This window comes from Streptomyces sp. AHU1, from assembly GCF_045343905.1.
Classification (GTDB): Bacteria; Actinomycetota; Actinomycetes; order Streptomycetales; family Streptomycetaceae; genus Streptomyces; species Streptomyces triticiradicis.
In genome coordinates this window covers 5,304,870-5,329,246 of sequence record NZ_CP174283.1, presented here as the reverse complement: position 1 = coordinate 5,329,246, position 24,377 = coordinate 5,304,870, and the positions used below count along the sequence as shown (strand labels likewise).

The 24,377-nt window shown below is 70.1% G+C and carries 26 protein-coding genes; 4 read left to right on the top strand and 22 right to left on the bottom strand.

Annotated features, from left to right (window positions below):
* Positions 1 to 75 precede the first annotated feature (75 nt).
* From ACICHK_RS23910 to glmS, 4 genes are all read right to left on the bottom strand, one after another.
* Positions 76 to 666: a L,D-transpeptidase family protein gene (locus ACICHK_RS23910; RefSeq protein ID WP_406838473.1), complete on the bottom strand. Its 591-nt coding sequence runs from the start codon at positions 664 to 666 to the stop codon at positions 76 to 78.
* 1,093 nt (positions 667 to 1,759) lie between these two features.
* Positions 1,760 to 3,190 (bottom strand): NAD(P)H-hydrate dehydratase, encoded by a 1,431-nt coding sequence (locus ACICHK_RS23905; RefSeq protein ID WP_406838472.1) that lies wholly within the window; start codon positions 3,188 to 3,190, stop codon positions 1,760 to 1,762.
* Positions 3,191 to 3,277: 87 nt separating this feature from the next.
* A complete protein-coding gene (locus ACICHK_RS23900) occupies positions 3,278 to 3,649 on the bottom strand; it encodes a holo-ACP synthase (protein WP_406838471.1) in 372 nt (123 codons plus the stop codon).
* 259 nt (positions 3,650 to 3,908) lie between these two features.
* Positions 3,909 to 5,756: a glutamine--fructose-6-phosphate transaminase (isomerizing) gene (glmS, locus tag ACICHK_RS23895; RefSeq protein WP_406838470.1), complete on the bottom strand. Its 1,848-nt coding sequence runs from the start codon at positions 5,754 to 5,756 to the stop codon at positions 3,909 to 3,911.
* A 167-nt stretch (positions 5,757 to 5,923) separates the two neighbouring features.
* On the opposite strand from glmS, the gene ACICHK_RS23890 reads away from it, so the two are divergent.
* The 3 genes from ACICHK_RS23890 to ACICHK_RS23880 all read left to right on the top strand — a co-directional run bounded on the left by ACICHK_RS23890 (position 5,924) and on the right by ACICHK_RS23880 (position 9,499).
* The gene (locus ACICHK_RS23890) at positions 5,924 to 7,450 is read left to right on the top strand and encodes an FG-GAP and VCBS repeat-containing protein (protein ID WP_406838469.1); all 1,527 of its coding nucleotides are present in this window, start codon (positions 5,924 to 5,926) and stop codon (positions 7,448 to 7,450) included.
* An 81-nt stretch (positions 7,451 to 7,531) separates the two neighbouring features.
* Positions 7,532 to 8,521: a type I pantothenate kinase gene (coaA, locus tag ACICHK_RS23885; protein WP_151469231.1), complete on the top strand. Its 990-nt coding sequence runs from the start codon at positions 7,532 to 7,534 to the stop codon at positions 8,519 to 8,521.
* A 42-nt stretch (positions 8,522 to 8,563) separates the two neighbouring features.
* Positions 8,564 to 9,499 (top strand): DUF389 domain-containing protein, encoded by a 936-nt coding sequence (locus ACICHK_RS23880; protein ID WP_406838468.1) that lies wholly within the window; start codon positions 8,564 to 8,566, stop codon positions 9,497 to 9,499.
* A 104-nt stretch (positions 9,500 to 9,603) separates the two neighbouring features.
* Here the strand turns inward: ACICHK_RS23880 and glmM are convergent, their stop codons facing one another.
* The 3 genes from glmM to rplM form a co-directional block, all read right to left on the bottom strand.
* On the bottom strand, positions 9,604 to 10,962 hold the full coding sequence (glmM, locus tag ACICHK_RS23875) for a phosphoglucosamine mutase (RefSeq protein ID WP_406838467.1): 1,359 nt from the start codon (positions 10,960 to 10,962) through the stop codon (positions 9,604 to 9,606).
* Between the two features lie 194 nt (positions 10,963 to 11,156).
* Entirely contained in the window at positions 11,157 to 11,678 is a 522-nt protein-coding gene (gene rpsI / locus ACICHK_RS23870; protein ID WP_151473489.1) for a 30S ribosomal protein S9, read from the bottom strand.
* 42 nt (positions 11,679 to 11,720) lie between these two features.
* The gene (rplM, locus tag ACICHK_RS23865; RefSeq protein ID WP_095936057.1) at positions 11,721 to 12,164 is read right to left on the bottom strand and encodes a 50S ribosomal protein L13; all 444 of its coding nucleotides are present in this window, start codon (positions 12,162 to 12,164) and stop codon (positions 11,721 to 11,723) included.
* Between the two features lie 908 nt (positions 12,165 to 13,072).
* Here rplM and ACICHK_RS23860 point away from each other — a divergent pair.
* Entirely contained in the window at positions 13,073 to 13,960 is an 888-nt protein-coding gene (locus tag ACICHK_RS23860; RefSeq protein ID WP_406838466.1) for a hypothetical protein, read from the top strand.
* Between the two features lie 188 nt (positions 13,961 to 14,148).
* Here ACICHK_RS23860 and truA read toward each other — a convergent pair whose 3' ends face one another.
* The 15 genes from truA to rplF all read right to left on the bottom strand — a co-directional run bounded on the left by truA (position 14,149) and on the right by rplF (position 24,375).
* Positions 14,149 to 15,015, bottom strand: a complete 867-nt coding sequence (truA, locus tag ACICHK_RS23855) for a tRNA pseudouridine(38-40) synthase TruA (RefSeq protein WP_151473491.1) — start codon at positions 15,013 to 15,015, stop codon at positions 14,149 to 14,151.
* Between the two features lie 93 nt (positions 15,016 to 15,108).
* Positions 15,109 to 15,606, bottom strand: coding sequence for a 50S ribosomal protein L17 (rplQ, locus tag ACICHK_RS23850; RefSeq protein ID WP_151473492.1), 498 nt, complete (start codon positions 15,604 to 15,606; stop codon positions 15,109 to 15,111).
* A gap of 243 nt (positions 15,607 to 15,849) precedes the next feature.
* The gene (locus ACICHK_RS23845) at positions 15,850 to 16,872 is read right to left on the bottom strand and encodes a DNA-directed RNA polymerase subunit alpha (RefSeq protein ID WP_003966937.1); all 1,023 of its coding nucleotides are present in this window, start codon (positions 16,870 to 16,872) and stop codon (positions 15,850 to 15,852) included.
* 179 nt (positions 16,873 to 17,051) lie between these two features.
* Complete coding sequence (gene rpsK / locus ACICHK_RS23840) at positions 17,052 to 17,456, bottom strand: 30S ribosomal protein S11 (protein ID WP_003956432.1); 405 nt, start codon at positions 17,454 to 17,456, stop codon at positions 17,052 to 17,054.
* A 69-nt stretch (positions 17,457 to 17,525) separates the two neighbouring features.
* Positions 17,526 to 17,906 (bottom strand): 30S ribosomal protein S13, encoded by a 381-nt coding sequence (gene rpsM / locus ACICHK_RS23835; protein ID WP_060901485.1) that lies wholly within the window; start codon positions 17,904 to 17,906, stop codon positions 17,526 to 17,528.
* A gap of 218 nt (positions 17,907 to 18,124) precedes the next feature.
* Complete coding sequence (rpmJ, locus tag ACICHK_RS23830) at positions 18,125 to 18,238, bottom strand: 50S ribosomal protein L36 (protein ID WP_003998809.1); 114 nt, start codon at positions 18,236 to 18,238, stop codon at positions 18,125 to 18,127.
* A 69-nt stretch (positions 18,239 to 18,307) separates the two neighbouring features.
* Positions 18,308 to 18,529 carry a translation initiation factor IF-1 gene (infA, locus tag ACICHK_RS23825; protein ID WP_003948620.1) on the bottom strand — a complete coding sequence of 74 codons (222 nt, stop codon included), beginning with the start codon at positions 18,527 to 18,529 and terminating at the stop codon, positions 18,308 to 18,310.
* A 361-nt stretch (positions 18,530 to 18,890) separates the two neighbouring features.
* The gene (gene map, locus ACICHK_RS23820) at positions 18,891 to 19,730 is read right to left on the bottom strand and encodes a type I methionyl aminopeptidase (RefSeq protein ID WP_406838465.1); all 840 of its coding nucleotides are present in this window, start codon (positions 19,728 to 19,730) and stop codon (positions 18,891 to 18,893) included.
* Between the two features lie 220 nt (positions 19,731 to 19,950).
* Positions 19,951 to 20,607, bottom strand: coding sequence for an adenylate kinase (locus ACICHK_RS23815; protein WP_406838464.1), 657 nt, complete (start codon positions 20,605 to 20,607; stop codon positions 19,951 to 19,953).
* Positions 20,607 to 21,920, bottom strand: coding sequence for a preprotein translocase subunit SecY (secY, locus tag ACICHK_RS23810; RefSeq protein ID WP_151473495.1), 1,314 nt, complete (start codon positions 21,918 to 21,920; stop codon positions 20,607 to 20,609). The genes ACICHK_RS23815 and secY overlap by 1 nt, the downstream gene beginning before the upstream one ends.
* A 244-nt stretch (positions 21,921 to 22,164) precedes the next feature.
* Positions 22,165 to 22,620, bottom strand: a complete 456-nt coding sequence (gene rplO / locus ACICHK_RS23805) for a 50S ribosomal protein L15 (protein WP_003974249.1) — start codon at positions 22,618 to 22,620, stop codon at positions 22,165 to 22,167.
* A 2-nt stretch (positions 22,621 to 22,622) separates the two neighbouring features.
* Positions 22,623 to 22,805, bottom strand: coding sequence for a 50S ribosomal protein L30 (gene rpmD / locus ACICHK_RS23800; RefSeq protein ID WP_055553514.1), 183 nt, complete (start codon positions 22,803 to 22,805; stop codon positions 22,623 to 22,625).
* Positions 22,805 to 23,410, bottom strand: a complete 606-nt coding sequence (gene rpsE, locus ACICHK_RS23795) for a 30S ribosomal protein S5 (RefSeq protein ID WP_006376045.1) — start codon at positions 23,408 to 23,410, stop codon at positions 22,805 to 22,807. The genes rpmD and rpsE overlap by 1 nt, the downstream gene beginning before the upstream one ends.
* A 38-nt stretch (positions 23,411 to 23,448) precedes the next feature.
* Positions 23,449 to 23,832, bottom strand: coding sequence for a 50S ribosomal protein L18 (rplR, locus tag ACICHK_RS23790; RefSeq protein ID WP_103549188.1), 384 nt, complete (start codon positions 23,830 to 23,832; stop codon positions 23,449 to 23,451).
* Positions 23,833 to 23,835: 3 nt separating this feature from the next.
* Positions 23,836 to 24,375 carry a 50S ribosomal protein L6 gene (rplF, locus tag ACICHK_RS23785; RefSeq protein ID WP_151473496.1) on the bottom strand — a complete coding sequence of 180 codons (540 nt, stop codon included), beginning with the start codon at positions 24,373 to 24,375 and terminating at the stop codon, positions 23,836 to 23,838.
* Between the last annotated feature and the right edge of the window lie 2 nt (positions 24,376 to 24,377).

Genomic DNA, 24,377 nt, shown 5'->3' with positions numbered 1-24,377 from the left:
ACCGGTCCCCGGGACGGGCCCGGGAACCGGCCCGGGGTGGGCGCCCGGGTCGGCGCCCGGGTCGGCGCCCGGCCTCTAGCGGCGGGGCCTTCGGCCCCACACGTAGACGCGGTCGCCCGTCCTGAGCACCTTCCAGAGTCCGCGGGCGTCGGCGGGCCGCAGGTTCACGCAGCCCATCGAGCCGCCGACCGTACGGATGCTGCCGCGGACGGCGTGGAAGGCCTGTCCGCCGCTGAAGAACTGGGCGTACGGCATGGGGCTGCCGTACAGGGTCGACCAGTGGTGGCGGTGCCTCCAGAAGATCCTGAACCAGCCGGTGCGGGTGGGGTGCCTGACCCCGCCGCTGCGCATCGGCACGGGGCCGAACAGGATCCGGCCCCGCTGCTGCACCCAGGTGCGCTGGCGGTCGAGGTCGACGCAGGCGACCCGGTAGGAGCGGGCCGGGCAGCCGCGGGGTGCGCGGGTGCCCGGGGCGCCGTGGGCCGACAGCATCCGCATGCGGGCCCAGGTCGCCGCTCCGGCGGTCCCCGTGGCGGGCTCGACGCCGTGCTTCCTCTGGAAGGCGCGGATGGCCCGGCAGTCGGCCGCCGACTGCTTCCCGTCCGCCCTCAGCTTCAGCCACCGCTCGACCTGCCGCTGATACCTCCCCCCACGCCCCCCGCACACCGCCCCGGACCGACCGGCCCCTCCTCGCCCGGACGCGCCCGGCACACCCTCACCAGACCCGGACTCGCCCACCCCGGACCCACCACGCCCGGCCGTACCCGACGCAGCCGCACTCACCCCGGACCCGCCGCGCCCCGGGCCACCGCCCCGCCCGGCCGTACCCGCCGCAGTCGCGCCCACCCCTGACCCGCCCCGCCCCGGGCCACCAGCACCGGACCCACTCCACCCGGCCCCGGACCGACCAGGCCCACCCCGCCCGGACTCACCCCGACCAGACGTTCCCGGCCCGGACCCAACGCGTCCAGCCCCGACCCGTCCGGACTCGCCCGGCCCGGACCCGACCCGTCCAGCCCCGACCCGTCCGGACTCGCCCGGCCCGGACCCGACCCGTCCAGGCCCACCTGGACCAGCCCCGGCCCGACCCGACTCGATCCGACCATGCCCGACCCGGCCATGCCCGACCCGGCCGGACGTGACCCGTCCGGCCCCAGCCCCTCCAGGACCGACGCGCCCGAACCCGACCGGAGTGTCCATGCCCTCGGGGGTGCCGCGCGGGCTCCGCCCCGCGGCGGGCACGCCCATGGCCTCCGTGACCTCCGACAGCGTCCGGCCGCCCGGGGCGCCACCGGGCCAGGACGGACCGGGTCCTCTCGCCTCGCCGGGCCACGGTTCGGCGACCCGCCCGGAGGCGGGTGGCAGCGGCGTGGAGGCGGCTGCCACCGTCCCCACGGGCACGGCCGTCACCACCGCCAGCAGCACCGCGATCCCCCGGCCCATGCTTCGTCTGCTCGTCACACGAACAGACATACGCAACGTCACCCGCCCCCGGGCCACGCCACACGCAAAGGGTCCCCCGATCTGGGCAACGCCTCCGGCACCGGTCCCGAAGGCCCCGCGAACCGGAGGGACCGGCGGGGGCCACCCCCGGGAACCAGGCGAACCGGACCTGTCGGGCCGAGCCGCACGGGCCCGGATCCGGCCGGGCAGACCGGGCTGCCGAACCGGACAGGCCGGACGGCCGGACCGTCGGGCCGGGTGGGCCGGACCACCGAGCCGAGTGGGTCGGGGTCGGGGCCTGGTGGGGTGGGGTCGGTCAGGTGAGGGTGTCTCGCCAGGCCTCCGGGATCGCGGCGGCCACGTCGTGGGCGCCGGCGGGCGCGCCGTCCGCCGCGAAGCGCCCGGCGAGCCCGTGCAGGTACGCGGCGACGCTCCCCGCGTCGAGCGCGGAGAGCCCCGAGGCGAGCAGCGACCCCGCCAGACCCGACAGCACGTCCCCGCTCCCCGCGGTGGCCAGCCACGCCGTCCCGGTGGCGTTCACCCGTACCGCACCGCCCGTGGGACCGGCGACCAGGGTCGTCGCGCCCTTGAGCAGGACCGTCGCCCCGTACAGCCCGGCCAGCTCCCGCACGGAGGCCAGCCGGGCCTCCTCGACCGCCTCCCGGGCGACCCCGAGCAGCGCGGCGGCCTCCCCGGCGTGCGGGGTCATCAGCGTCGGCGCGGTACGGGCCCGCACGGCCTCCCGGTCGGCGAGCCGCAGCCCGTCCGCGTCCACCAGCACCGGCACGTCCGCGTCCAGCACCTCCGCGACCGCCGAGGCGTCGTCCCCGGCACCGGGTCCCACCACCCAGGCCTGCACCCGGCCCGCCTTCGAGGGCCCCGTGTCGGACACCAGCGTCTCGGGGAAGCGGGCGATGACGGCGTCCGCGGCGGGCCCGACGTAGCGCACCGCCCCGGCCCCGCCGCGCAGCGCCCCGGCCACGGCGAGCACCGCGGCCCCCGGGTAGCGGGCGGACCCGGCGGCGATCCCGACGACACCGCGCCGGTACTTGTCGCTCTCCGCGCCCGGGAAGGGCAGCCGGGCCGCGACGTCGGTGTGCTGGAGCGCCTCCAGATCGGCCGGCTCCGGCAGGTCGAGACCGATGTCGACGAGGCGTACGGAACCGGCGTACCCGCGCGCCGGTTCGATGAGCAGCCCCGGCTTGTGGGTGCCGAAGGTGACGGTGAGGTCGGCGCGGACGGCGGCGCCGAGGACCTCGCCGGTGTCGGCCTCGACCCCGCTCGGGAGGTCGACGGCGACGACGGCGGCCCGGGACGCGTCCGCGAGGCCGGCGAGTCGCGCGGCCTCGGGGCGCAGACCGCCCTTGCCGCCGATCCCGACGATGCCGTCGAGCACGAGGTCGGCCCGCCGCAGGAGGGGTTCGGCGGCGGAGGGGGAGGCCGAGGTGCCCCCGGCGCGCAGCAGCGCCGCCAGTCCCCCCGGATGGGTCCTCCCGGGGGCGAGCAGCACCGCGGTGACGCCGGCCCCGCGCCGGGCGAGCCGCGCCCCGGCGTACAGGGCGTCACCGCCGTTGTCCCCGCTGCCCACCAGCAGCACCACCCGGCGGCCGTACACCCGGCCCAGCAGGTCCGCGCAGGCGGCGGCGAGCCCCGCGGCCGCCCGCTGCATCAACGCCCCCTCGGGGAGCCGTGCCATCAGCTCCCGCTCGGCGGCCCTCACGGTCTCCACGCTGTACGCAGTACGCATGCCGTCGAGTCTCCCCCACCGGGCCACCCGGTGCGCGCCCCCGCACCGGACGCCCCTGCGATCCCGGCCCGGCGGGAACGCCCCCGGCTACCCCTCCGCCACCACCACCGCCGAGGCCACCCCGGCGTCGTGACTGAGCGACACGTGCCAGGAGGAGACGCCCAGTTCGGCCGCGCGGGCCGCCACCGTGCCCTTCACGCGCAGCCGCGGCTGCCCGCTGTCCTCCACGTAGACCTCGGCGTCCGTCCAGTACAGCCCCGCCGGGGCGCCCAGCGCCTTGGCCAGCGCCTCCTTCGCCGCGAAGCGGGCCGCGAGCGAGGCGATGCCCCTCCGTTCGCCGCTCGGCAGCAGCAACTCGCTCTCCACGAAAAGGCGTTCGGCCAGTCCGGGCGTCCGCTCCAGCGACGCCCGGAACCGGTCGATCTCGGCCACGTCGATACCGACCCCGATGATGCTCATGTCCGCACCCTAGGCCCTGTCGTCAAATTCCCGTCTGCCCCGCGACGCCATGCACGCTCCCCCGAGCTCTTCGAGCAGGGGGCACCCCCACTCGACGCACCGGGCGAAGACCCAAGTACATCCAGTACGAGGGCCTGCGCCCGGCACGCCGAGAGCACGCACCTGACGCCGCAGGGCCCGCCCTTCGGGCGGACGACGGGAATTTGACGACAGGGCCTAGAGGGCGGGGCCGCCCCGGGGTCTCACAGGACCGTGCCGCTCACTCCACCGTCACCGACTTGGCCAGGTTGCGCGGCTGGTCCACCTCGTTGCCGCGGGCCGTGGCCAGTTCGCAGGCGAACACCTGGAGCGGGACCGTCGACACCAGCGGCTGGAGCAGGGTGGGGGTGGCCGGGATGCGGATCAGGTGGTCGGCGTACGGGACGACCGCCTCGTCGCCCTCCTCCGCGACGACGATCGTGCGGGCGCCCCTGGCCCGGATCTCCTGGATGTTGGAGACGATCTTGTCGTGCAGGACCGAGCGCCCGCGCGGCGACGGGGCCACGACCACGACCGGCATGTCCTCCTCGATCAGCGCGATCGGACCGTGCTTGAGCTCCCCCGCCGCGAAGCCCTCGGCGTGCATGTACGCCAGCTCCTTGAGCTTCAGGGCGCCCTCCAGCGCGACCGGATAGCCCACGTGCCGGCCGAGGAACAGCACGGTGTCCTTGTCCGCGAGGGAGCGCGCGAGCTCCCGTACCGGCTCCATGGTCTCCAGGACCCGCTCGACCTCGCGGGAGATGCGCGACAGCTCCCGGACGACGTCCCGGATCTCGTCGCCCCACTTGGTGCCGCGCACCTGGCCCAGGTACAGCGCCACCAGGTAGCAGGCCACGAGCTGGGTGAGGAACGCCTTGGTGGAGGCGACGGCGACCTCGGGGCCGGCGTGCGTGTACAGGACCGCGTCGGACTCGCGCGGGATCGTCGAACCGTTGGTGTTGCAGATCGCCAGCACCCTGGCGCCCTGCTCGCGGGCGTGCCGCAGCGCCATCAGCGTGTCCATGGTCTCGCCGGACTGCGAGATCGCGACGACGAGCGTCTGCCGGTCCAGGATCGGGTCCCGGTAGCGGAACTCGCTGGCCAGTTCCACCTCGCACGGGATGCGCGTCCAGTGCTCGATGGCGTACTTGGCGATCAGGCCCGCGTGGAAGGCCGTACCGCAGGCGACGATGACGACCTTGTCGACCTCGCGCAGTTCTGCGGCGCCGATGCGGACCTCGTCCAGGGTCAGCGAGCCGGCCGCGTCGATCCGCCCCAGCAGGGTGTCGGCGACCGCCTTGGGCTGCTCGGCGATCTCCTTGAGCATGAAGTAGTCGTAGCCGCCCTTCTCCGCCGCCGACGCGTCCCAGTCGACGTGGTACGAGCGGACCTCGGCGGGATCGCCGTCGAACCCGGTGACGGTCACTCCGTCGCGGCGCAGCTCGACCACCTGGTCCTGCCCCAGTTCGATCGCCGAGCGGGTGTGGGCGATGAACGCGGCGACGTCCGAGGCGAGGAAGGCCTCGCCCTCCCCGACACCGACCACCAGCGGTGAGTTGCGGCGCGCGCCGACGACCACGTCCGGTTCGTCGGCGTCCACCGCGACCAGCGTGAACGCGCCCTCCAGGCGCCGGCACACCAGCCGCATCGCCTCCGCCAGGTCCGCGCACGAGGAGTACTCCTCGGCGAGCAGGTGGGCGACCACCTCGGTGTCCGTCTCGGAGAGCAGGTCGTGCCCCCGCCCGGCCAGCTCGGCGCGCAGCACGGCGAAGTTCTCGATGATGCCGTTGTGGACGACGGCGACCCGGCCCGCGTTGTCGAGGTGCGGATGGGCGTTGGCGTCCGTGGGGCCTCCGTGGGTGGCCCAGCGGGTGTGCCCGATCCCCGTCGTCCCGGCCGGCAGCGGCCGGGCGGCCAGTTCCTTCTCCAGGTTGACCAGTTTCCCGGCCTTCTTCGCGACGGCGAGTCCCCCGTCCGCGACGACGGCGACACCCGCCGAGTCGTACCCCCGGTACTCGAGCCGCTTCAGTCCGGCCATCACCACGTCGAGCGCCGGCTGCGACCCCACATAACCCACGATTCCGCACATGCGCGGCAGCCTACGGGCAGACGAGTGTCCCAACGGGCCTCTCCGTGCCCGGAATCGGAAATCTCCGCCCGGTTTCGCTCGCCGATTCCCACGGCTCGTACAACCCTCCGTACCCCACGGCGGTCTCCTCCGCGACAGTTCTTGACCGAACATCAGGAGACACACGGATGAAGCGCAGTCATCGCACGGTCCTAGCAGCCGCAGTCGCCGCCGCCCTGGCCGGCGGGCTGACGGGCGCTCTGACCGGCACCGCGGCCGCGGCACCGGCCGTCGCGAAGCCGGTCAAGACCGACTTCAACGGTGACGGTTTCGGGGACGCGGCGGTCACCGCGCCCGCCGCGTGGCGGCAGGGGAAGTGGCGGGTCGGGTCCGTCACCGCGCTCTACGGATCCGCGCACGGCGTCTCGGCCGCGAACCACACCACCTTCGACCAGGACTCGCCCGGTGTCCCCGGCGCCGCCGAGAACGGGGACCTCTTCGGTGCGGCGACCGCGTCCGGGGACTTCGACTCGGACGGTTACAGCGACCTCGCGGTCTCCAGTCCGCTGGAGGACGTGGGCAGGGACACCAACGGCGGGGTGGTGCAGATCCTCTGGGGTTCGGCGAGGGGCCTGGTCGGCGGCTCCACCGTGCCCGACCCCGCACCCGCCGAACACGACCGGTTCGGTGCCTCGCTCGCCGCGGGCGACTTCGACGGGGACGGCAGGACCGACCTGGCCGTCGGCACCAGCTCGTCCACCCTCTACACCTTCCGCGCGGGCATCGCGAAGAGCGGGAGGGCCGGTGCGGTGTCCAAGCGCTCCCTGCCGCTGCACGGCGCGCCGGACGCGGGGATCATCAACCTCACCGCCGGGGACGTGAACAAGGACGGCCGCGCGGACCTGGTGGTCGACGGGCTGTACCGCACCCCCTCCGCCACCGACCACAAGTACTACAACGTCAACTACTACGTGCCGGGCACCTCGGCCGGTCCGTCGCGCACCGTCGCCCAGCGGATGCCCGGTGGCGTCAGCGGTGCCATCGGCGACATCGACGGGGACGGCTACGGGGACGTCGTCACCGGTGTGTACTGGGGCCGCACCACCGCCGACGGGCCCATCGGCGGCAAGGTCCTGGTCGCCTACGGCTCGGCCGCCGGCCCCTCGTCCCGCGTCCAGACGATCACCCAGGAGTCCGGCACCGTTCCGGGGGACTCCGAGGACTGGGACAAGTTCGGGGCGTCGGTCGCCCTCGGGGACGTCGACGGCGACGGCAGGCAGGACCTCGCCATCGGCGCCCCGGACGAGAACATGCGGCTCTGGGGCACCATGCGCTACCACCTGGGCACGGTCACCGTGCTGCGCGGGACCTCGGCCGGTGTCGACACCACCACGGCGCCGCAGTACTTCTACCAGGGCAACCACGGGGTCCCTGGCGCCCCGAACGGCGGACAGCAGTTCGGCACCGCCGTGCTGATGTCCGACCTCGACCACGACGGCGGGACCGATCTGCTCGCCGGCGCCCCGTGGGCGGCCAACGGCGACGGAACGGTCACCGTGCTGCCCTCCACTACGGCGCCCGGCGGGGGGAAGACGATCGGCACCACCAGGGCCGCCCTGATCGAGCCCGGCCAGGTCGGAGTGGACACGCACGGCATACCGCAGTTCGGCACCGTCCTCCAGGGCTCGCGCCAGGTGTCCCTCATCAACGACTGACACACCGCACGACGCAGGTCGAACGGGGCGACGTGACACACCCCACCCGCCGCCCCGTTCAAATTCCGTTAACAATGGACTGTGATCTCTCCGGTCTCCCTGTCGCCGCGGAGCGCCCACCGGCCGAAGCCGGAGGCGACTCCCTACGTCGACCTCACCCGTGCCGAGTGGAGCGCGCTGCGTGAGAAGACGCCGCTCCCGCTGAACGCCGCGGAGGTCGAGAAGCTGCGCGGTCTGGGCGATGTCATCGACCTCGACGAGGTCCGGGACATCTATCTGCCGCTGTCACGGCTGCTGAACCTGTACATCGGCGCCACCGACGGGCTCCGGGGCGCCCTGAACACCTTCCTGGGTGAGAAGGGCTCGCAGTCCGGCACCCCGTTCGTCATAGGCGTCGCCGGTTCCGTGGCCGTCGGCAAGTCCACCGTCGCCCGACTGCTCCAGGCCCTGCTCTCCCGCTGGCCCGAGCACCCCCGCGTCGAGCTGGTCACCACGGACGGCTTCCTGCTCCCCACCAAGGAGCTGGAGGCGCGCGGGCTGATGTCCCGCAAGGGCTTCCCCGAGTCGTACGACCGCCGGGCCCTGACCCGGTTCGTCGCGGACATCAAGGCGGGCAAGGACGAGGTGACGGCGCCCGTCTACTCGCACCTGATCTACGACATCGTGCCCGGCGAGCGGCTCACCGTCCGCCGCCCCGACATCCTCATCGTCGAGGGCCTGAACGTGCTGCAGCCCGCGCTGCCCGGCAAGGACGGCCGCACCCGGGTCGGCCTCGCGGACTACTTCGACTTCAGCGTGTACGTCGACGCCCGCCCCGAGGACATCGAGCGCTGGTACCTGAACCGCTTCCGCAAGCTGCGCGCGACGGCCTTCCAGAAGCCCGACTCGTACTTCCGCAAGTACACCCAGGTCTCCGAGGAGGAGGCCCTCGACTACGCCCGCACGACCTGGCGCACCATCAACAAGCCGAACCTGCTGGAGAACGTGGCCCCCACCCGCGGCCGGGCGACCCTCGTCGTGCGCAAGGGCGCGGACCACAAGGTGCAACGCCTGAGCCTGCGCAAGCTGTAGTCCGGCGGACGCCTCCTCGTACGTGACGGCTACCCTGCGGCCATGCTGCACCTGCGCCTGATCACTCCCGCCGACCGGACCGATGACGTCGTACGCCTGATCGAGGAGACGGTCGGCACCACGCACCTCGTCGTCCTTCCCGGCGCCGCCCGCAACCCGGCGGGCGACGTCGTCATGTGCGACGTCGCCCGCGAGGCGGGTGACGAACTCATCCGCGGCCTGCGCGAGAGGGGCATCGACCGCACGGGCTCGATCGCGGTCGAGGACATCGACCTGTCCCTGTCGAAACGGGCCGACGAGGCCGAGGAGGAAGCCCCGGGCGAGGGTGTCGACGCGGTGCTGTGGGAGCACCTGGAGGAGGCCACGCACGAGGAGTCGACGCTGTCGGTCACCTACGTCGCGTTCATCACGATCGCCACGATGATCGCGGCCTGCGGTGTGGTGCTCGACAACGCGGTACTGATCGTGGGCGCCATGGCCGTGGGGCCGGAGTTCGGCCCGCTGGCCGGTCTGTGCACGGCGATCGTGCAACGTGGCGGACGCCTCGCCCTGCGCTCCCTGACGGCACTGCTGGCCGGCTTCGCGATCGCCATGGCGGTGACGGTGCTCTTCAGCCTGTTCATGGACGGGGTGGGCCTGTTCAGCGAGGCGCAGCTGGAGGGGCCGCGCCCCAACACGGGGTTCGTCTACGCCCCGGACTGGTTCTCCTTCGTCGTCGCGGTGCTCGCCGGCACCGCCGGCGTGCTGTCCCTGACCTCGGCGAAGTCCGGGGCCCTGGTCGGTGTCGCGATCTCCGTGACGACGGTCCCGGCCGCCGCGAACGCCGCGGTGGCCCTGAGCTACGGCGACATGAGCCAGACGTGGGGCTCCACCAAGCAGTTGCTGTTCAACCTGCTCGGCATCGTTCTCGCCGGCACGCTCACGCTCATGGCCCAGAAGTGGTTCTGGGCGACGCGGCGCGAGCCGCGGCCCGCGTAGCGGAGGCGGTCCGGCGGGAGGACGGCGCCGTGAGCCGTCCGTCCCCGCGCGGTCGTGAGGCCCGGCACCCCGAGGGTGCCGGGCCTCACGACCGCGTACAAGGACTAGCCGAGCGCCGACTTCACGGCGTCGGCGAGGCGCGCGGCCACCGACCGGGCGTGGTCGATGTCGGCGGCCTCGACCATGACGCGGACGAGCGGCTCGGTGCCGGAGGGGCGCAGCAGCACCCGTCCGGTGGTGCCGAGCTCCTGCTCGGCGTCGGCGACCGCGGCGGCGAGCTCGGCCGAGGTCTTCACCCGCGTCCTGTCGACGTCGGGGACGTTGATCAGGACCTGCGGCAGCCGTTCCATGACCGAGGCGAGGTCCTGGAGCGTACGGCCGGTCTGGGCGACCCGGGCGGCGAGCAGCAGGCCGGTGAGCGTGCCGTCGCCGGTGGTGGCGTGGTCCAGGACGATGACGTGCCCGGACTGCTCGCCGCCGAGCGCGTAGCCGTGCCGCTTCATCTCCTCCAGGACGTAGCGGTCGCCGACCGCCGTCTGGACGAGCGCGACGCCCTCGCGCTCCATGGCGAGCTTGAAGCCCAGGTTGGACATGACCGTCGCGACAACGGTGTCGGCGCGCAGTACGGAACGCTCCCGCATCGCCAGCGCGAGAACGGCCAGTATCTGGTCGCCGTCGATCTCCTGGCCGGTGTGGTCCACGGCGAGGCAGCGGTCGGCGTCGCCGTCGTGCGCGATGCCGAGGTCGGCGCCGTGCTCGACGACGGCGGCCTTGAGCAGCTCCAGGTGGGTGGAGCCGCAGCCGTCGTTGATGTTGAGCCCGTCCGGCTCCGCACCGATGGTGACGATCTCGGCACCGGCCTGCTCGAAGGCCGCCGGGGAGACCCGGGCGGCGGCGCCGTGCGCCTCGTCGAGGACGACCTTCAGACCGTCGAGGCGGTGGGGGAGAACACCGATGAGGTGGGCGACGTACTGGTCGAAGCCCTGCTCGTAGGAGTTCACCCGGCCGACGCCGGAGCCGGTCGGGCGGTCCCAGGGAGCGCCGGTGCGGTGCTCCTCGTAGACGCCCTCGATCCGGTCCTCCAGCTCGTCGGCGAGCTTGTGGCCGCCACGGGCGAAGAACTTGATGCCGTTGTCGGGCATGGCGTTGTGGCTGGCCGAGAGCATCACGCCGAGGTCGGCGCCGAGCGCCCCGGTGAGGTGGGCGACCGCCGGGGTCGGCAGCACGCCGACGCGCAGGACGTCCACACCGGCGCTGGCGAGGCCGGCGACCACGGCGGCCTCCAGGAACTCCCCGGACGCGCGCGGATCCCGCCCGACCACCGCCACGGGCCGGTGACCTTCGAACGTGCCCGCCTCGGCGAGTACGTGCGCCGCCGCCACGGAGAGCCCCATGGCGAGCTCGGCCGTCAGATCCGCGTTGGCGACACCACGCACGCCGTCCGTGCCGAAGAGTCGTCCCACTTGTCCTCCTGAGAAAGCTGCAGAGTACGGAAGTCCCCCGAGGATACGGAGTCATCCGATCCCATGAGCCTATGAGCACCTTGTGCCGTTATACGCCCAACCATTGTGATAAACGAACGCCCCGGCAGCACAATGACGTGCCGCCGGGGCGTTCGGAGCTACGCGTACTGACGCGCAGAAGCAAGCAGCGAAGATTAACGCTTGCTGTACTGCGGGGCCTTACGGGCCTTCTTGAGACCGGCCTTCTTGCGCTCGACCGCACGGTCGTCGCGCTTGAGGAAGCCGGCCTTCTTGAGGGCGCCGCGGTTGTTGTCCACGTCGGCCTCGTTCAGCGCACGGGCCACGCCGAGGCGCAGGGCACCGGCCTGACCGGAGACACCGCCACCCGCGATGCGGGCGATGACGTCGTAGCGGCCGTCGAGCTCGAGCACCTTGAAGGGCTCGTTGACTTCCTGCTGGTGCACCTTGTTGGGGAAGTAGTCCTCAAGGGTGCGACCGTTGATCTTCCACTTGCCGGTGCCCGGGACGATCCGGACGCGGGCGATGGCGTTCTTGCGACGGCCCAGGCCGGCGGCCGGCTGCGGGTCGCCGAAGCGGCCCGCGAGCGACTCCGAGGTGTACTCGCCCTCGAGGGGGACCTCGGACTCGGTGGTGTAGTTCTCGATGTCGACGAGCTCAGTCTCGTCGACCGGCTGCTCAACGGTGGTCTCGGCCACGATTCTCCTCAGATTCTTTTTCGTCTTAGGGGGTGGCCGGAACTACTGCGCGACCTGGGTGATCTCGAACGGGACCGGCTGCTGCGCAGCGTGCGGGTGGTTCTCGCCCGCGTAGACCTTCAGCTTCGAGAGCACCTGACGGCCCAGGGAGTTCTTGGGAACCATGCCCTTGATGGCCTTCTCGACGGCCTTCTCGGGGTTCTTCGCCAGCAGCTCGTCGTAACGGACGGAGCGCAGACCACCCGGGTAACCGGAGTGGCGGTACGCCAGCTTCTGGGTCTTCTTGTTGCCGGAGAGGTGCACCTTGTCGGCGTTGATGATGATGACGAAGTCACCAGCGTCGACGTGGGGCGCGTAGATCGGCTTGTGCTTGCCCCGCAGAATGTTCGCGGCGGTGGTCGCCAGACGGCCCAGGACGACATCCTGGGCGTCGATGACGTACCACTGGCGAGTGATGTCGCCGGGCTTGGGGCTGTACGTACGCACGGTCGTAGCCTTCGCTTCTTCAGTGAGTGGGTCCTGACATGGCCACCACGGACGATCACGACAGCCCTGACCGCACTGCGGTGACGCATACCGCGTGCTGGTCGCTGGTCATCGGCCCCGGTGGACCGGTGTAAGGGCCCCTCACGTGAGAATGAGCAAGCCAATACACATAACGAACTGCAAGCTTACCCGCGGTGGCCCGCAAGGGTCAAAACGCGAGCGCCCACGCCCTCGCGGCCCGTCGCCCCCCGCCGCTGGGCGGCGAGTGGTCCGGACCGACGAGCGGCAGATGACGGCGACGCCGGAGCGCCACCGATGCAGTCGGTACACACAGGGTAGAGCAGTCCCGGCAGGAGCGCCGGATCGCCGCTTCCGGACCCGGGGCGGCACGACCTCCGGAAGAGGCCCCGTGGAGGCGGACGAAGCCGCCGTGACCCCTCGCCGACACCCCGCCGGAACGACGGCCTCCGTGTGACGAACACCGCAGGACCGGGCGTCGGCGGAGCGCGCAGAAGAAGGAGAGGAAGAGAGGAAGAGAGGGAGAAGGAGAAGGAGAAGGAGAGGGAGGGAGGGGAGGGAGAGGGGCACCCCGGACGCGAGCAGCGGCTTCAGGGCGAGGCCGCGGCGACGGTCGCGGTCCCGTCGCCGGGCGGGACCACGCGCCCGAAGGACGCGGAACCGTGCACGAGCCCGGCGGGTCCGAGCACCCCGGGGCAGCCGCGCCGGGAGCGACGCCCGCGGCACCGCCGCGAGCACCGCCCCCGAGGCCGCTCACGCACGCCGGGAGGCCCTACGCACCAACCACCCGGAGATGTCACTTTTGCCCTCGCGCACTCAGATCACACTAGGAAATCAAGTGCCCGGTGGACCTGACCGGCACCCCCCAACCCCCGTCTAAGATGCGGCGCATGAGTTATGGGCAGGGTGGGCAGGGGCAGCCCCCGTGGGACCCCTGGAAGCCGGGGTCTCAGCAAACGCCTCAGTGGAACAACCAGCGTTCCACCGGGAATCCCGACTGGGCCGCCATGGCGGAGGCTTCCGAAACGCGCAACAAGCGCCGCAAAGTGCTGTTCATCGTGGGCGGGGCGCTGGCCACCATCGGGGTCGGTGCTGCCGTGGCCATGGGCGTCGCGGGCGCGAACGGGAACAACGAGGCCGCGAACCAGCCGTCCAAACTGCCCGCCAGCGCGGACATCCCCGGTGCCACGACACCGGCACCGTCCTTCGAGCCGACCTCGGCTCCGCCGCCGCTGGACCCGAAGCAGTTCATAGCCAGCGCGCAGAAGGACACCGCGCCGCTGAGCCCGGACATCCTCTTCCCCGGCACGCAGCTCACCATGGGCAACCGCGTGTACCGCAAGGGCCCGACGGCCGACACGAAGAACTGCGCCTCGGCCGCGAAGGACACGCTGCCGCCGGTCCTCACCAAGAACGGCTGCACCCGCTTCATGCGCGTCACCTACGTCAAGGACGGGGTGGCGGTGACGGTCGGCGTCGCGGTCTTCGACACCGAGGCGCAGGCGAGCAAGGCCAAGGCCGAGACGAACGACAAGAGCATCATCGCCTCGCTCGCCGGCAACGGCATCAAGGCGTTCTGCAACTCGGCCGTCTGCCGTTCGACCCGCAACGCCTACGGCCGGTACGGCTACTTCACCCTCGCCGGTTTCACCAACGGCAAGGACGTGACGACGAAGGACACCGCGGTGTTCACGACCGGCGACGACCTCGCGGAGTTCGCGTTCCGCCAGATCAGCCGGCGGGGCCAGGCCCAGGCCTCGGCCGCGGCCAACCAGTAGCGGTTCCGGGCGGCGGCCGACATCACCGGCCGCCGCCCCGCCCCTACCCCTGCCCCTGCCCCTGCCCCTCCGGACCGGCCGTGGTCCTCCACGACACCCGGCGGATCCCCGACCGGACTCCCGCACAGGGGAGTTGACGGTCGCTCAGACCGCCCCGTCGCCCGCGGTCCCGCCCCGGCGCACGGGCGTCAGCAGGTCTCGCACCCGGCCGCCCCCGGCAACGTCCGCTTGTTCCGCGCCTCCTTGTTCCGCGCGGCCAGCAACTCGTCGGCCGGATAACCGACTTCCTCCAGCGTCAGCCCGTGCGGCCGTACGACGTGAACGGCCGAGTCCCGCACTCCGGCGGCGAGCACCTCGCCCGGCCAGTCGGGCCCGCGGTGCCCGTCCCCCACGAACAGCAGGGCCCCGATCAGCGACCGCACCATGTTGTGGCAGAAGGCGTCGGCTCGCACGGTGGCCGTGATGACGCCGTCCTCGCCCCGCACCAGGCTCAGTTGCTGGAGCGTGCGGATGGTCGTGGCGCCCTCGCGCTTCTTGCAGTAGGCGGCGAAGTCGTGCTCCCCCAGCAGCCGTTCGGCGGCCCGGTTCATGGCGTCCACGTCCAACGGCCAGTCGTGCCACAGGACATGACTGCGCAGCAGCGGGTCGACACCGCCCGGTTCGTCGGTCACGCGATAGGCGTAGCGCCGCCAGATCGCCGAGAACCGCGCGTTGAAGCCGGCCGGCGCCTCGGTGAGCGACCACACCCGCACGTCCTTCGACAGCCGTCCGGCCAGCCGCTTCAGCAGCTTCTCCCGGTGCTCGGCCCACAGTTCCTCGGGCAGGTCGACATGGGCCACCTGGCCGCGCGCGTGCACCCCGGCGTCCGTCCGCCCGGCCACGGTCAGCTCGTACGTGGTGTCCCTCGTCCGCGTCACCGTCCGCAGCGCGTCCTCGATCTCGCCCTGCACGGTCCTGCGTCCGGAGGCCTGCCGCGCCCACCCGGAGAACTCGGTCCCGTCGTACGACAGGTCCAACCGCACCCGGACGTACCCGGGCTCCGCTTCGTCACTCACACCTAGATCCTCTCAAGCCCGGGCTCCTCCCCGGAAAACGCGAGAGCGGGCCCGCCCCGAAAGGGACGGACCCGCTCACAGCAAGGCAGTGCCTCAGGCGTCCTTCGACTCCTCGGCGGGAGCCTCGGCGGCGTCCTCGACCTTGGTCTCCTCGACCTTGGCCGGAGCCTCGGCGTCCTTGGCGGCACGCTTGGTGGCGGCCTCGGCCTCACCGGTGGCCTGCTGGGCCACGGTCAGGGCCTCCACCAGCTCGATGACGGCCATGGGCGCGTTGTCGCCACGGCGGTTACCGATCTTGGTGATACGGGTGTAACCACCCGGGCGGTTCTCGTAGCGCGGGCCGATCTCGGTGAAGAGCGTGTGCACGACGCTCTTGTCCGTGATCACCGAGAGCACCTGACGGCGGTTGTGAAGGTCGCCCTTCTTCGCCTTGGTGACCAGACGCTCCGCGTAGGGACGCAGGCGGCGGGCCTTGGCCTCGGTGGTGGTGATGCGGCCGTGCTCGAAGAGCGACTTCGCGAGGTTCGCGAGGAGCAGCTTCTCGTGCGCGGCGCTGCCGCCCAGACGGGCACCCTTGGTGGGCTTCGGCATGGTGTTTCTCCTAGGTGTCTGCCCCGGCCGTATCAGGTACCGGGGTCAGTGTCCGAGCGGGCGATTGCCCGTCGAAGATCCGGCACCTTTTTCAAGGCGCCGGAGGACCCGCGCCCCGAAGGGGCGCGGGACGGAGTCGACATGCGACTCCGTCGCAGGTGCGCGACCAGCCACAGCCGGCCGGCAGCCGAGATCGAACCCGGCGGGACCACCGCCCGAAGACGGCTGTCCCGCCGGAGGCGATCAGTACTGCTCGGTCTCGACGAAGCCCGCGTCCGCGTCGTCGTCGGCGCCGAAGGCGTCGGCGGCGGCGGTCGGGTCGAATCCGGGCGGGCTGTCCTTGAGGGCCAGGCCCATGCCGGCCAGCTTCGCCTTGACCTCGTCGATGGACTTCGCACCGAAGTTGCGGATGTCCAGGAGGTCGGCCTCGGAGCGGGCGACGAGCTCACCCACGGAGTGGATGCCCTCACGCTTGAGGCAGTTGTACGAGCGGACCGTGAGCTCCAGCTCCTCGATCGGCAGCGCGAGGTCGGCGGCGAGGGCGGCGTCCGTGGGGGACGGGCCCATGTCGATGCCCTCGGCGTCGATGTTGAGCTCGCGGGCCAGACCGAACAGCTCGACCAGGGTCTTGCCGGCCGACGCCATGGCGTCACGGGGACGCATGGCCTGCTTGGTCTCGACGTCGACGATCAGCTTGTCGAAGTCGGTGCGCTGCTCGACACGGGTCGCCTCGACCTTGTACGTGACCTTCAGCACCGGCGAGTAGATCGAGTCGACCGGGATGCGCCCGATCTCCTGACCGACCTGCTTGTTCTGAACGGCGGAGACGTAGCCGCGACCGCGCTCGACGGTCAGCTCCATCTCCAGCTTGCCCTTGCCGTTGAGCGTGGCGAGGACGAGGTCGGGGTTGTGGACCTCGACACCGGCCGGGGGCGCGATGTCGGCGGCGGTGACCAGACCCGGGCCCTGCTTGCGCAGGTACATCACGACCGGCTCGTCGTGCTCCGAGGAGACGACCAGCTGCTTGATGTTGAGGATCAGGTCGGTGACGTCCTCCTTGACGCCCGGCACGGTGGTGAACTCGTGCAGGACACCGTCGATGCGGATGCTGGTGACAGCAGCGCCGGGGATCGACGAGAGGAGGGTGCGGCGCAGGGAGTTGCCGAGGGTGTAGCCGAAGCCCGGCTCCAGCGGCTCGATCACGAACCGGGAGCGGAATTCGTCGACGACCTCTTCGGTCAACGAGGGACGCTGAGCGATCAGCATGTGGTGATCAGATCCTTCATTCGTGGACGCCCGCTATTTGACGCCCGACAGAACCGGGCCTCCGAGGAGGCCGGGTACAGCAAGGGTACGGGCGATACGGCCCTTTTACGGAGCCGTACCGCCCGAAAACCTTCTAACCAGCACAGGGCCGTCGAGATCGACGACCGAGCGGCCGTGCGTCAGACGCGGCGGCGCTTCGGCGGACGGCAGCCGTTGTGCGGGGTGGGGGTGACGTCCTGGATCGAGCCGACCTCGAGGCCGGTGGCCTGGAGGGAGCGGATCGCGGTCTCACGGCCGGAGCCGGGACCCTTGACGAAGACGTCGACCTTGCGCATGCCGTGCTCCTGCGCGCGGCGGGCGGCCGACTCGGCGGCCATCTGCGCGGCGAAGGGGGTGGACTTGCGCGAGCCCTTGAAGCCGACGTGGCCGGCGGAGGCCCAGGAGATCACGTTGCCCGAGGGGTCCGTGATCGAGACGATCGTGTTGTTGAACGTGCTCTTGATGTGCGCGTGGCCGTGAGCGACGTTCTTCTTTTCCTTGCGGCGCACCTTCTTGGCGGCGCCCTGACGACCCTTGGGGGGCATCTGTTTCTCCTACGGGGAGGTGGTCGGTCCTACAGCGAAGACCGCTGATGAAGCGTTGTCCGCTGAGGACTACTTCTTGCCCGGCTTCTTCTTACCGGCGATGGCGCGACGCGGGCCCTTGCGGGTACGAGCGTTCGTGCTGGTGCGCTGACCGTGGACGGGCAGGCCACGACGGTGGCGCAGACCCTGGTAGCAACCGATCTCCACCTTGCGGCGGATGTCGGCCTGAATCTCGCGACGGAGGTCACCCTCGGTCTTGATGTTGGCGTCCACGTACTCGCGGATCTTGACCAGCTCCTCCTCGGAGAGGTCACGAACGCGCGTGTTGGGGTTCACGCCAGTCTCGGCCAGCGTCTGCTGGGAAAGGGTCCGGCCGATGCCGAACACGTAGGTGAGGGCGACCTCCACACGCTTTTCGCGCGGGATGTCAACACCGGAAACGCGTGCCATTCAATGGCTCCAGTTGTCGTTCGGAGGTCTTCCGCAGAACCGGATCCCGCCCGCCGTCGTCCTCTGATCCGATGGATCGAGCATTCGGTACGAACCGGGTCCCCGGCCTCCGACCGGGGGTGTCAGGCCTGATGAGACTCAGCCCTGGATCCTGCGTATGAACATGTACTGCTTGCGTCGCGCGAAATATCTGCGGGTGCAGAAGGTGCGGTCGTGCGTCAGCCCTGGCGCTGCTTGTGGCGCGGGTTTTCGCAGATGACCATGACCCGACCGTGACGGCGGATCACCCTGCACTTGTCGCAGATCTTCTTGACGCTCGGCTTGACCTTCATTAGGTGAGGTTCTCCGGGTCAGTGCCACCCCCCGCGTCCCGGGACCGGGAACACGGAGCAGGGCAAGATCTACTTGTAGCGGTAGACGATCCGGCCACGCGTCAGGTCGTACGGAGACAGCTCCACCACGACCCGGTCGTCAGGGAGGATGCGGATGTAGTGCATACGCATCTTGCCGCTGATGTGTGCCAGGACCTGGTGGCCGTTCTGGAGCTCGACCTTGAACATGGCGTTCGGAAGAGACTCGACGACAGTGCCCTCGATCTCGATGGCACCTTGCTTCTTGGCCACGCTTCGCCCTTCGAATCGACTACCTTGATCGACTTCGTGCGAGCGCATGCAGACATGCGGGTGCACGAGAGCCGACGAGTCAGTCTACGTCAGGGCTCCCGGAAAGACGAATTCGCCGCCGCCCTCCCCCGCCACTCATGACGATGCCCCACCCGTCGGCGCGGTATGCGCGAGGGGCGGGGCTGGCCGATTCGCGAGGCCGACAGGGAATGGGACGGACGGAAATGCACCGTGCAATATCGAACGCGAGATCGATATTAAGTGATCTTGCGATCCTGTGAACTCGCCGCCTGTGACCTTCGCCGCGACGCTTCCGCGGCGAAGGTCACACGCCGCAGCGCACTTCCGCGCCGGCGGCGCCTCAGCCCGCGAGCGGGTCGGGCGCCGCAGTGATCCCGTACTCGGCGAGCTTCGCCCGGCCGCCGTCGGGGGCCGTGAGGACCAGCGGTCCCTCCGCGGTCAGCGCCACCGAGTGCTCCCAGTGCGAGGACCAGGTGCCGTCCGTGGTGACCACGGTCCAGTCGTCCTCCAGCACCTCGGTCCGCGGTGTGCCGAGCGACACCATCGGCTCGATCGCGAGGCACAGACCGGGAACCAGCTTCGGCCCCTTCCCCCGCTTGCGCTCGACGTAGTTCAGCAGGTGCGGGTCCATGTGCATCTCGGTGCCGATGCCGTGGCCGCCGTAGTCCTCGACGATCCCGTACTTGCCGCCGCCCGGCTTGGGCTGGCGGCGGATGTAGGTCTCGATCGCCCGGGAGATGTCGACCAGGCGGTTGCCCACCTTCATGGCCGCGATGCCCGCCCACATCGACTCCTCGGTCACCCGGGAGAGCTCGATCAGTTCCGGGGCGTGGCCCGAGCCCACGAACGCGGTGAACGCGGCGTCGCCGTGCCAGCCGTCCACGACCGCGCCGCAGTCGATGGAGATGATGTCGCCGTCCTTCAGGACGGTCTTGTCGTCCGGGATGCCGTGGACGACGACCTCGTTGGCCGAGGTGCAGATGGTCGCGGGGAAACCGCCGTAGCCGAGGAAGTTCGACTTGGCGCCGTGCTCCTCGAGCACCTTGCGCGCGACCTCGTCCAGGTCCCGGGTGGTCGCGCCGGGCACCGCGGCTTCCCGCGTGGCCGCATGGATCGCCGCGACGACCAGCCCCGCCTCACGCATCTTGGCGATCTGCTCGGGGGTCTTGATCTGCACCATGGTGGCTGCGGCCTTTCTGGACCGGAACTACGGACTTTTCCAACGATACGGGGGACTCGACCCACCCCGCCCGGGGTCGGGGGACCCCGTCCCGGACAGGGCCCGTGCCCTGCCCGGCTCGCACGTCGGCCGCGGCACCCGGTGAGGGTGCCGCGGCCGATGCGACGTAGATCTTCACGCTCCCCGCGGTACGCGCGTACCACGGGGCGGACCGCACGGACTAGGCGTCCTCGCGGGCCAACGCCTCCATCGCGCGCGCCGTGACCTCTTCCACCTTGCCGAGCGCCGGGATCGTGACGACCAGGCCCTGGGCCTTGTAGTAGTCGATGATCGGCTCGGTCTGCGTGTGGTAGACCTCCAGCCGCGTGCGGACCGTCTCCTCGGAGTCGTCGTCACGCTGGTACAGCTCGCCGCCGCAGATGTCGCAGACGCCTTCCTGCTTCGGCGCCTTGTACGACACGTGGAAGACGTGCGAGGAGTCGTTGCGGCAGATGCGCCGGCCGGCGATCCGCTTGACGACCTCTTCCTCGGGAACCTCCAGGTCCAGCACCGCGTCCAGCTTCATGCCCTCGGTGCTCAGCATCTCGTCCAGCGCCTCGGCCTGCGAGACGTTGCGCGGGAAGCCGTCGAGCAGGAAGCCGTTCGCCGCGTCGGGCTGCTCCATGCGGTCCTTGGCCATGGCGATGGTGACCTCGTCCGGTACCAGTTCGCCCTTGTCCATGTAGGACTTCGCCAGCTTGCCGAGTTCCGTCTGCTGAGAGATGTTGGCACGGAACAGGTCGCCCGTTGAGATGTGCGGGATCGCCAGATTCTTGGCGAGGAACGCGGCCTGCGTTCCCTTCCCGGCACCGGGCGGCCCGACGAGGACGATTCGCATCAGCGGAGGAACCCTTCGTAATTGCGCTGCTGAAGCTGACTCTCGATCTGCTTCACCGTCTCGAGGCCCACACCCACGATGATGAGGATGCTGGTGCCACCGAACGGGAAGTTCTGGTTTGCCCCGAAACCAACCAACGCCACCGTCGGCACGAGAGCGATCAGCCCCAGATACAGCGAACCCGGCCAGGTGATCCGGTTGAGTACGTAGCTGAGGTACTCAGCGGTCGGCCGGCCAGCCCGGATGCCCGGGATGAAGCCACCATACTTCTTCATGTTGTCGGCGACTTCCTCGGGGTTGAACGAGATCGCCACGTAGAAGAACGCGAAGAACACGATCAGAAGGAAGTACAAGGTGATGTAAATCGGGTGGTCACCCTTGGTCAGGTTCTGTGTGACCCAGGTTTTCCATCCGGAGTTGCCCTTCGAGAACTGGGCGATCAGGCTCGGAATGTAGAGCAGCGACGACGCGAAGATGACAGGAATCACACCTGCCTGGTTGACCTTCAGCGGAATGTAGGTCGAGGTTCCGCCGTAGGAACGGCGACCGATCATGCGCTTCGCGTACTGGACCGGAATCCGGCGCTGCGCCTGCTCGACGAAGACCACCAGGGCGACCATGGCCAGACCGACCGCGATGACCGTGCCGAACTCGATCCAGCCGCCGGCCAGCTTGCCCTGGACCTTGACCGTCCACAGGGCGCTCGGGAAGGTCGCGGCGATCGAGATGAACATCAGGATCGACATGCCGTTGCCGATGCCGCGGTCGGTGATCAGCTCACCGAGCCACATGACGACACAGGTGCCGGCCGTCATCGTGACGACCATCGTGATGGTGGTGAAGATCGACTGGTCCGGCACGATCTGGTTGCCGACCGGGCAGGTACCGAACAGCGCCCCGCTGCGGGCGGTCGCGACCAGGCCGGTGCCCTGGAGGATCGCCAGGGCGACCGTCAGGTAGCGGGTGTACTGCGTGATCTTCGCCGTACCGGCCGAGCCCTCCTTCTTGAGGGCCTCCAGTCGCGGGATCACCACCGTCAGCAGCTGCAGGATGATGCTCGCGGTGATGTACGGCATGATGCCGAGCGCGAAGACGGTGATCTGGAGCAGCGCGCCGCCACTGAACATGTTGATCAGACTGAACAGCCCGCGGTCGGAATTGGCCGCGTCGATGCACGTCTGGACGTTCTTGTAGTCCACGCCGGGAATCGGGATGTGGGTACCGACCCGGTAGACCACGATGATGCCGAGCGTGAAGAGCAGCTTCTTGCGCAGGTCGGGCGTCCTGAACGCCCGGGCGAACGCGGTGAGCACGGTGCCTCCTGCGACCCCCGCGCTACTGCGCCTGAGGGTGACGGTCTTGAGGTTCGACGGATGACTGACAGCTAACCAACAGCCAAAGACCGCCCGGAGTTCCCGTGAGGCACACCGGGCGAAAATTAACAGTGCAGGCCACCTTACCGGCGACACTGCCCCCCTAGGAACGACCAACCGGGGATGCCCCTTTTGTGGGCACCCCCGGTCGGGATCGTTCAGGTCATCGAGACGCCTGCTGAAATCAGACGAGCTCGGTGACGGTACCGCCGGCGGCGGTGATCTTCTCCTTGGCGGAGCCGGAGACGGCGTCGACCGTCACCTGCAGCGCCACGGAGATCTCGCCCTGGCCGAGGACCTTGACGAGGCTGTTCTTGCGAACGGCACCCTTGGCGACGAGACCCTCGACGGTGACCTCGCCACCCTCCGGGTACAGCGCGGCCAGCTTGTCGAGGTTCACGACCTGGAACTCGGTCTTGAACGGGTTCTTGAAGCCCTTCAGCTTCGGGAGGCGCATGTGGAGGGGCATCTGGCCACCCTCGAAGCGCTCCGGAACCTGGTAGCGGGCCTTCGTGCCCTTGGTACCACGACCGGCCGTCTTACCCTTCGACGCCTCACCACGACCCACACGGGTCTTGGCGGTCTTGGCGCCCGGGGCGGGACGGAGGTTGTGGATCTTGAGCGGGTTGTTCTCCGCCATGATCAGTCGACCTCCTCGACCGTCACGAGGTGGCGGACGGTGTGAACCATTCCGCGGAACTCGGGGCGGTCCTCCTTGACGACCTGCGTGTTGATGCCCTTGAGACCAAGGGAGCGCAGGGTGTCACGGTGGTTCTGCTTGCTGCCGATGTACGACTTCGTCTGCGTGACCTTGAGGCGAGCCATTACGCACCCGCCCCTGCACGCGCACGAAGCAGAGCCGCGGGGGCGACGTCCTCGAGGGGCAGACCACGGCGGGCCGCGATCTCCTCGGGACGCTGCAGGCCCTTGAGGGCCGCCACGGTCGCGTGCACGATGTTGATCGCGTTCGAAGAACCGAGCGACTTCGACAGGATGTCGTGAACGCCGGCGCACTCGAGCACTGCACGCACGGGACCACCGGCGATAACACCGGTACCGGGGGAAGCAGGCTTGAGCAGGACGACGCCCGCGGCCTTCTCGCCCGTGATCGGGTGCGGGATGGTGCCCTGGATACGGGGGACCTTGAAGAAGTGCTTCTTGGCCTCTTCAACACCCTTGGCGATCGCGGCCGGCACCTCCTTGGCCTTGCCGTAACCGACACCGACGGTGCCGTCACCATCGCCCACCACGACCAGCGCGGTGAAGCTGAAGCGACGACCACCCTTCACAACCTTGGCGACGCGGTTGATCGCGACGACGCGCTCAACGTACGCGGTCTTCTCGGCGGCAGCAGCGCCGCCGTCACGGCCCTTCCGGTCCCGCCGCTCGCCGCCACCGGCACCGCTTCCACGGCGCTGGGGTCCAGCCATTGGATTACCTCTCTCTTTCCGCTAGCTACGGAAGCGGCTCAGAACTTGAGCCCGGCTTCGCGGGCGGCGTCCGCCAGGGCGGCGATGCGCCCGGCGTACTGGTTTCCACCACGGTCGAATACGACAGCCTCGACACCGGCGGCCTTGGCGCGCTCGGCGACCAGGGCGCCGACCGACTTGGCCTGCGCGGACTTGTCGCCCTCGCCACCACGGATCGTGGTGTCCAGGGTCGACGCCGACGCGAGGGTGTGACCCTTAACGTCGTCGATGACCTGGGCCACGATGTGGCGGTTGGAGCGCGTCACGACCAGGCGCGGACGCTCAGCCGTACCCGAGATGTGCTTACGGATGCGGATGTGACGACGCTTGATGGCAGCACGCTTGTAAGCGTCGCCCTTAGCAATCTTGACACCGTATGCCATGGCTTACTTACCCGCCTTTCCGACCTTGCGGCGGATGACTTCGCCTTCGTACTTGACGCCCTTGGCCTTGTACGGGTCGGGCTTGCGCAGCTTGCGGATGTTGGCCGCAACCTCGCCGACCTTCTGCTTGTCGATGCCCTCGACCGAGAAACGGGTCGGGGTCTCCACCTTGAAGGTGATGCCCTCGGGGGCCTCGACAGTGATCGAGTGGCTGTAACCGAGCGAGAACTCCAGGTCGGAGCCCTTCGCCAGGACGCGGTAACCGACACCGCTGATCTCGAGCTTCTTCACGTAACCCTCGGTCACGCCGGTGATCATGTTCGCCACCAGCGTGCGGGACAGGCCGTGGAGGGCCTTGCTCTGACGCTCGTCGTTGGGGCGGGTGACGTTCAGAACGCCGTCCTCACCCTTGGCGATCTCGATCGGCGCCACGACGGTGTGGGTCAGCGAGCCCTTGGGGCCCTTGACCGAAACCGTCTGGCCGTCGATGGTGACGTCCACGCCGGCGGGAACCGTGATGGGGAGCTTGCCAATACGCGACATAG

Coding starts and splice junctions, on each gene's coding strand:
- ACICHK_RS23905 (WP_406838472.1), bottom strand. CDS start 3,190: ATGCGTACTGCGTACAGCGTGGAGACCGTGAGGGCCGCCGAGCGGGAG.
- ACICHK_RS23900 (WP_406838471.1), bottom strand. CDS start 3,649: ATGAGCATCATCGGGGTCGGTATCGACGTGGCCGAGATCGACCGGTTC.
- glmS (WP_406838470.1), bottom strand. CDS start 5,756: ATGTGCGGAATCGTGGGTTATGTGGGGTCGCAGCCGGCGCTCGACGTG.
- ACICHK_RS23890 (WP_406838469.1), top strand. CDS start 5,924: ATGAAGCGCAGTCATCGCACGGTCCTAGCAGCCGCAGTCGCCGCCGCC.
- ACICHK_RS23880 (WP_406838468.1), top strand. CDS start 8,564: ATGCTGCACCTGCGCCTGATCACTCCCGCCGACCGGACCGATGACGTC.
- ACICHK_RS23860 (WP_406838466.1), top strand. CDS start 13,073: ATGAGTTATGGGCAGGGTGGGCAGGGGCAGCCCCCGTGGGACCCCTGG.
- rplQ (WP_151473492.1), bottom strand. CDS start 15,606: ATGCCGAAGCCCACCAAGGGTGCCCGTCTGGGCGGCAGCGCCGCGCAC.
- ACICHK_RS23845 (WP_003966937.1), bottom strand. CDS start 16,872: ATGCTGATCGCTCAGCGTCCCTCGTTGACCGAAGAGGTCGTCGACGAA.
- rpsK (WP_003956432.1), bottom strand. CDS start 17,456: ATGCCCCCCAAGGGTCGTCAGGGCGCCGCCAAGAAGGTGCGCCGCAAG.
- rpsM (WP_060901485.1), bottom strand. CDS start 17,906: ATGGCACGCGTTTCCGGTGTTGACATCCCGCGCGAAAAGCGTGTGGAG.
- rpmJ (WP_003998809.1), bottom strand. CDS start 18,238: ATGAAGGTCAAGCCGAGCGTCAAGAAGATCTGCGACAAGTGCAGGGTG.
- map (WP_406838465.1), bottom strand. CDS start 19,730: ATGGTGCAGATCAAGACCCCCGAGCAGATCGCCAAGATGCGTGAGGCG.
- ACICHK_RS23815 (WP_406838464.1), bottom strand. CDS start 20,607: ATGCGAATCGTCCTCGTCGGGCCGCCCGGTGCCGGGAAGGGAACGCAG.
- rplO (WP_003974249.1), bottom strand. CDS start 22,620: ATGGCGGAGAACAACCCGCTCAAGATCCACAACCTCCGTCCCGCCCCG.
- rpmD (WP_055553514.1), bottom strand. CDS start 22,805: ATGGCTCGCCTCAAGGTCACGCAGACGAAGTCGTACATCGGCAGCAAG.
- rpsE (WP_006376045.1), bottom strand. CDS start 23,410: ATGGCTGGACCCCAGCGCCGTGGAAGCGGTGCCGGTGGCGGCGAGCGG.
- rplR (WP_103549188.1), bottom strand. CDS start 23,832: ATGGCATACGGTGTCAAGATTGCTAAGGGCGACGCTTACAAGCGTGCT.
- rplF (WP_151473496.1), bottom strand. CDS start 24,375: ATGTCGCGTATTGGCAAGCTCCCCATCACGGTTCCCGCCGGCGTGGAC.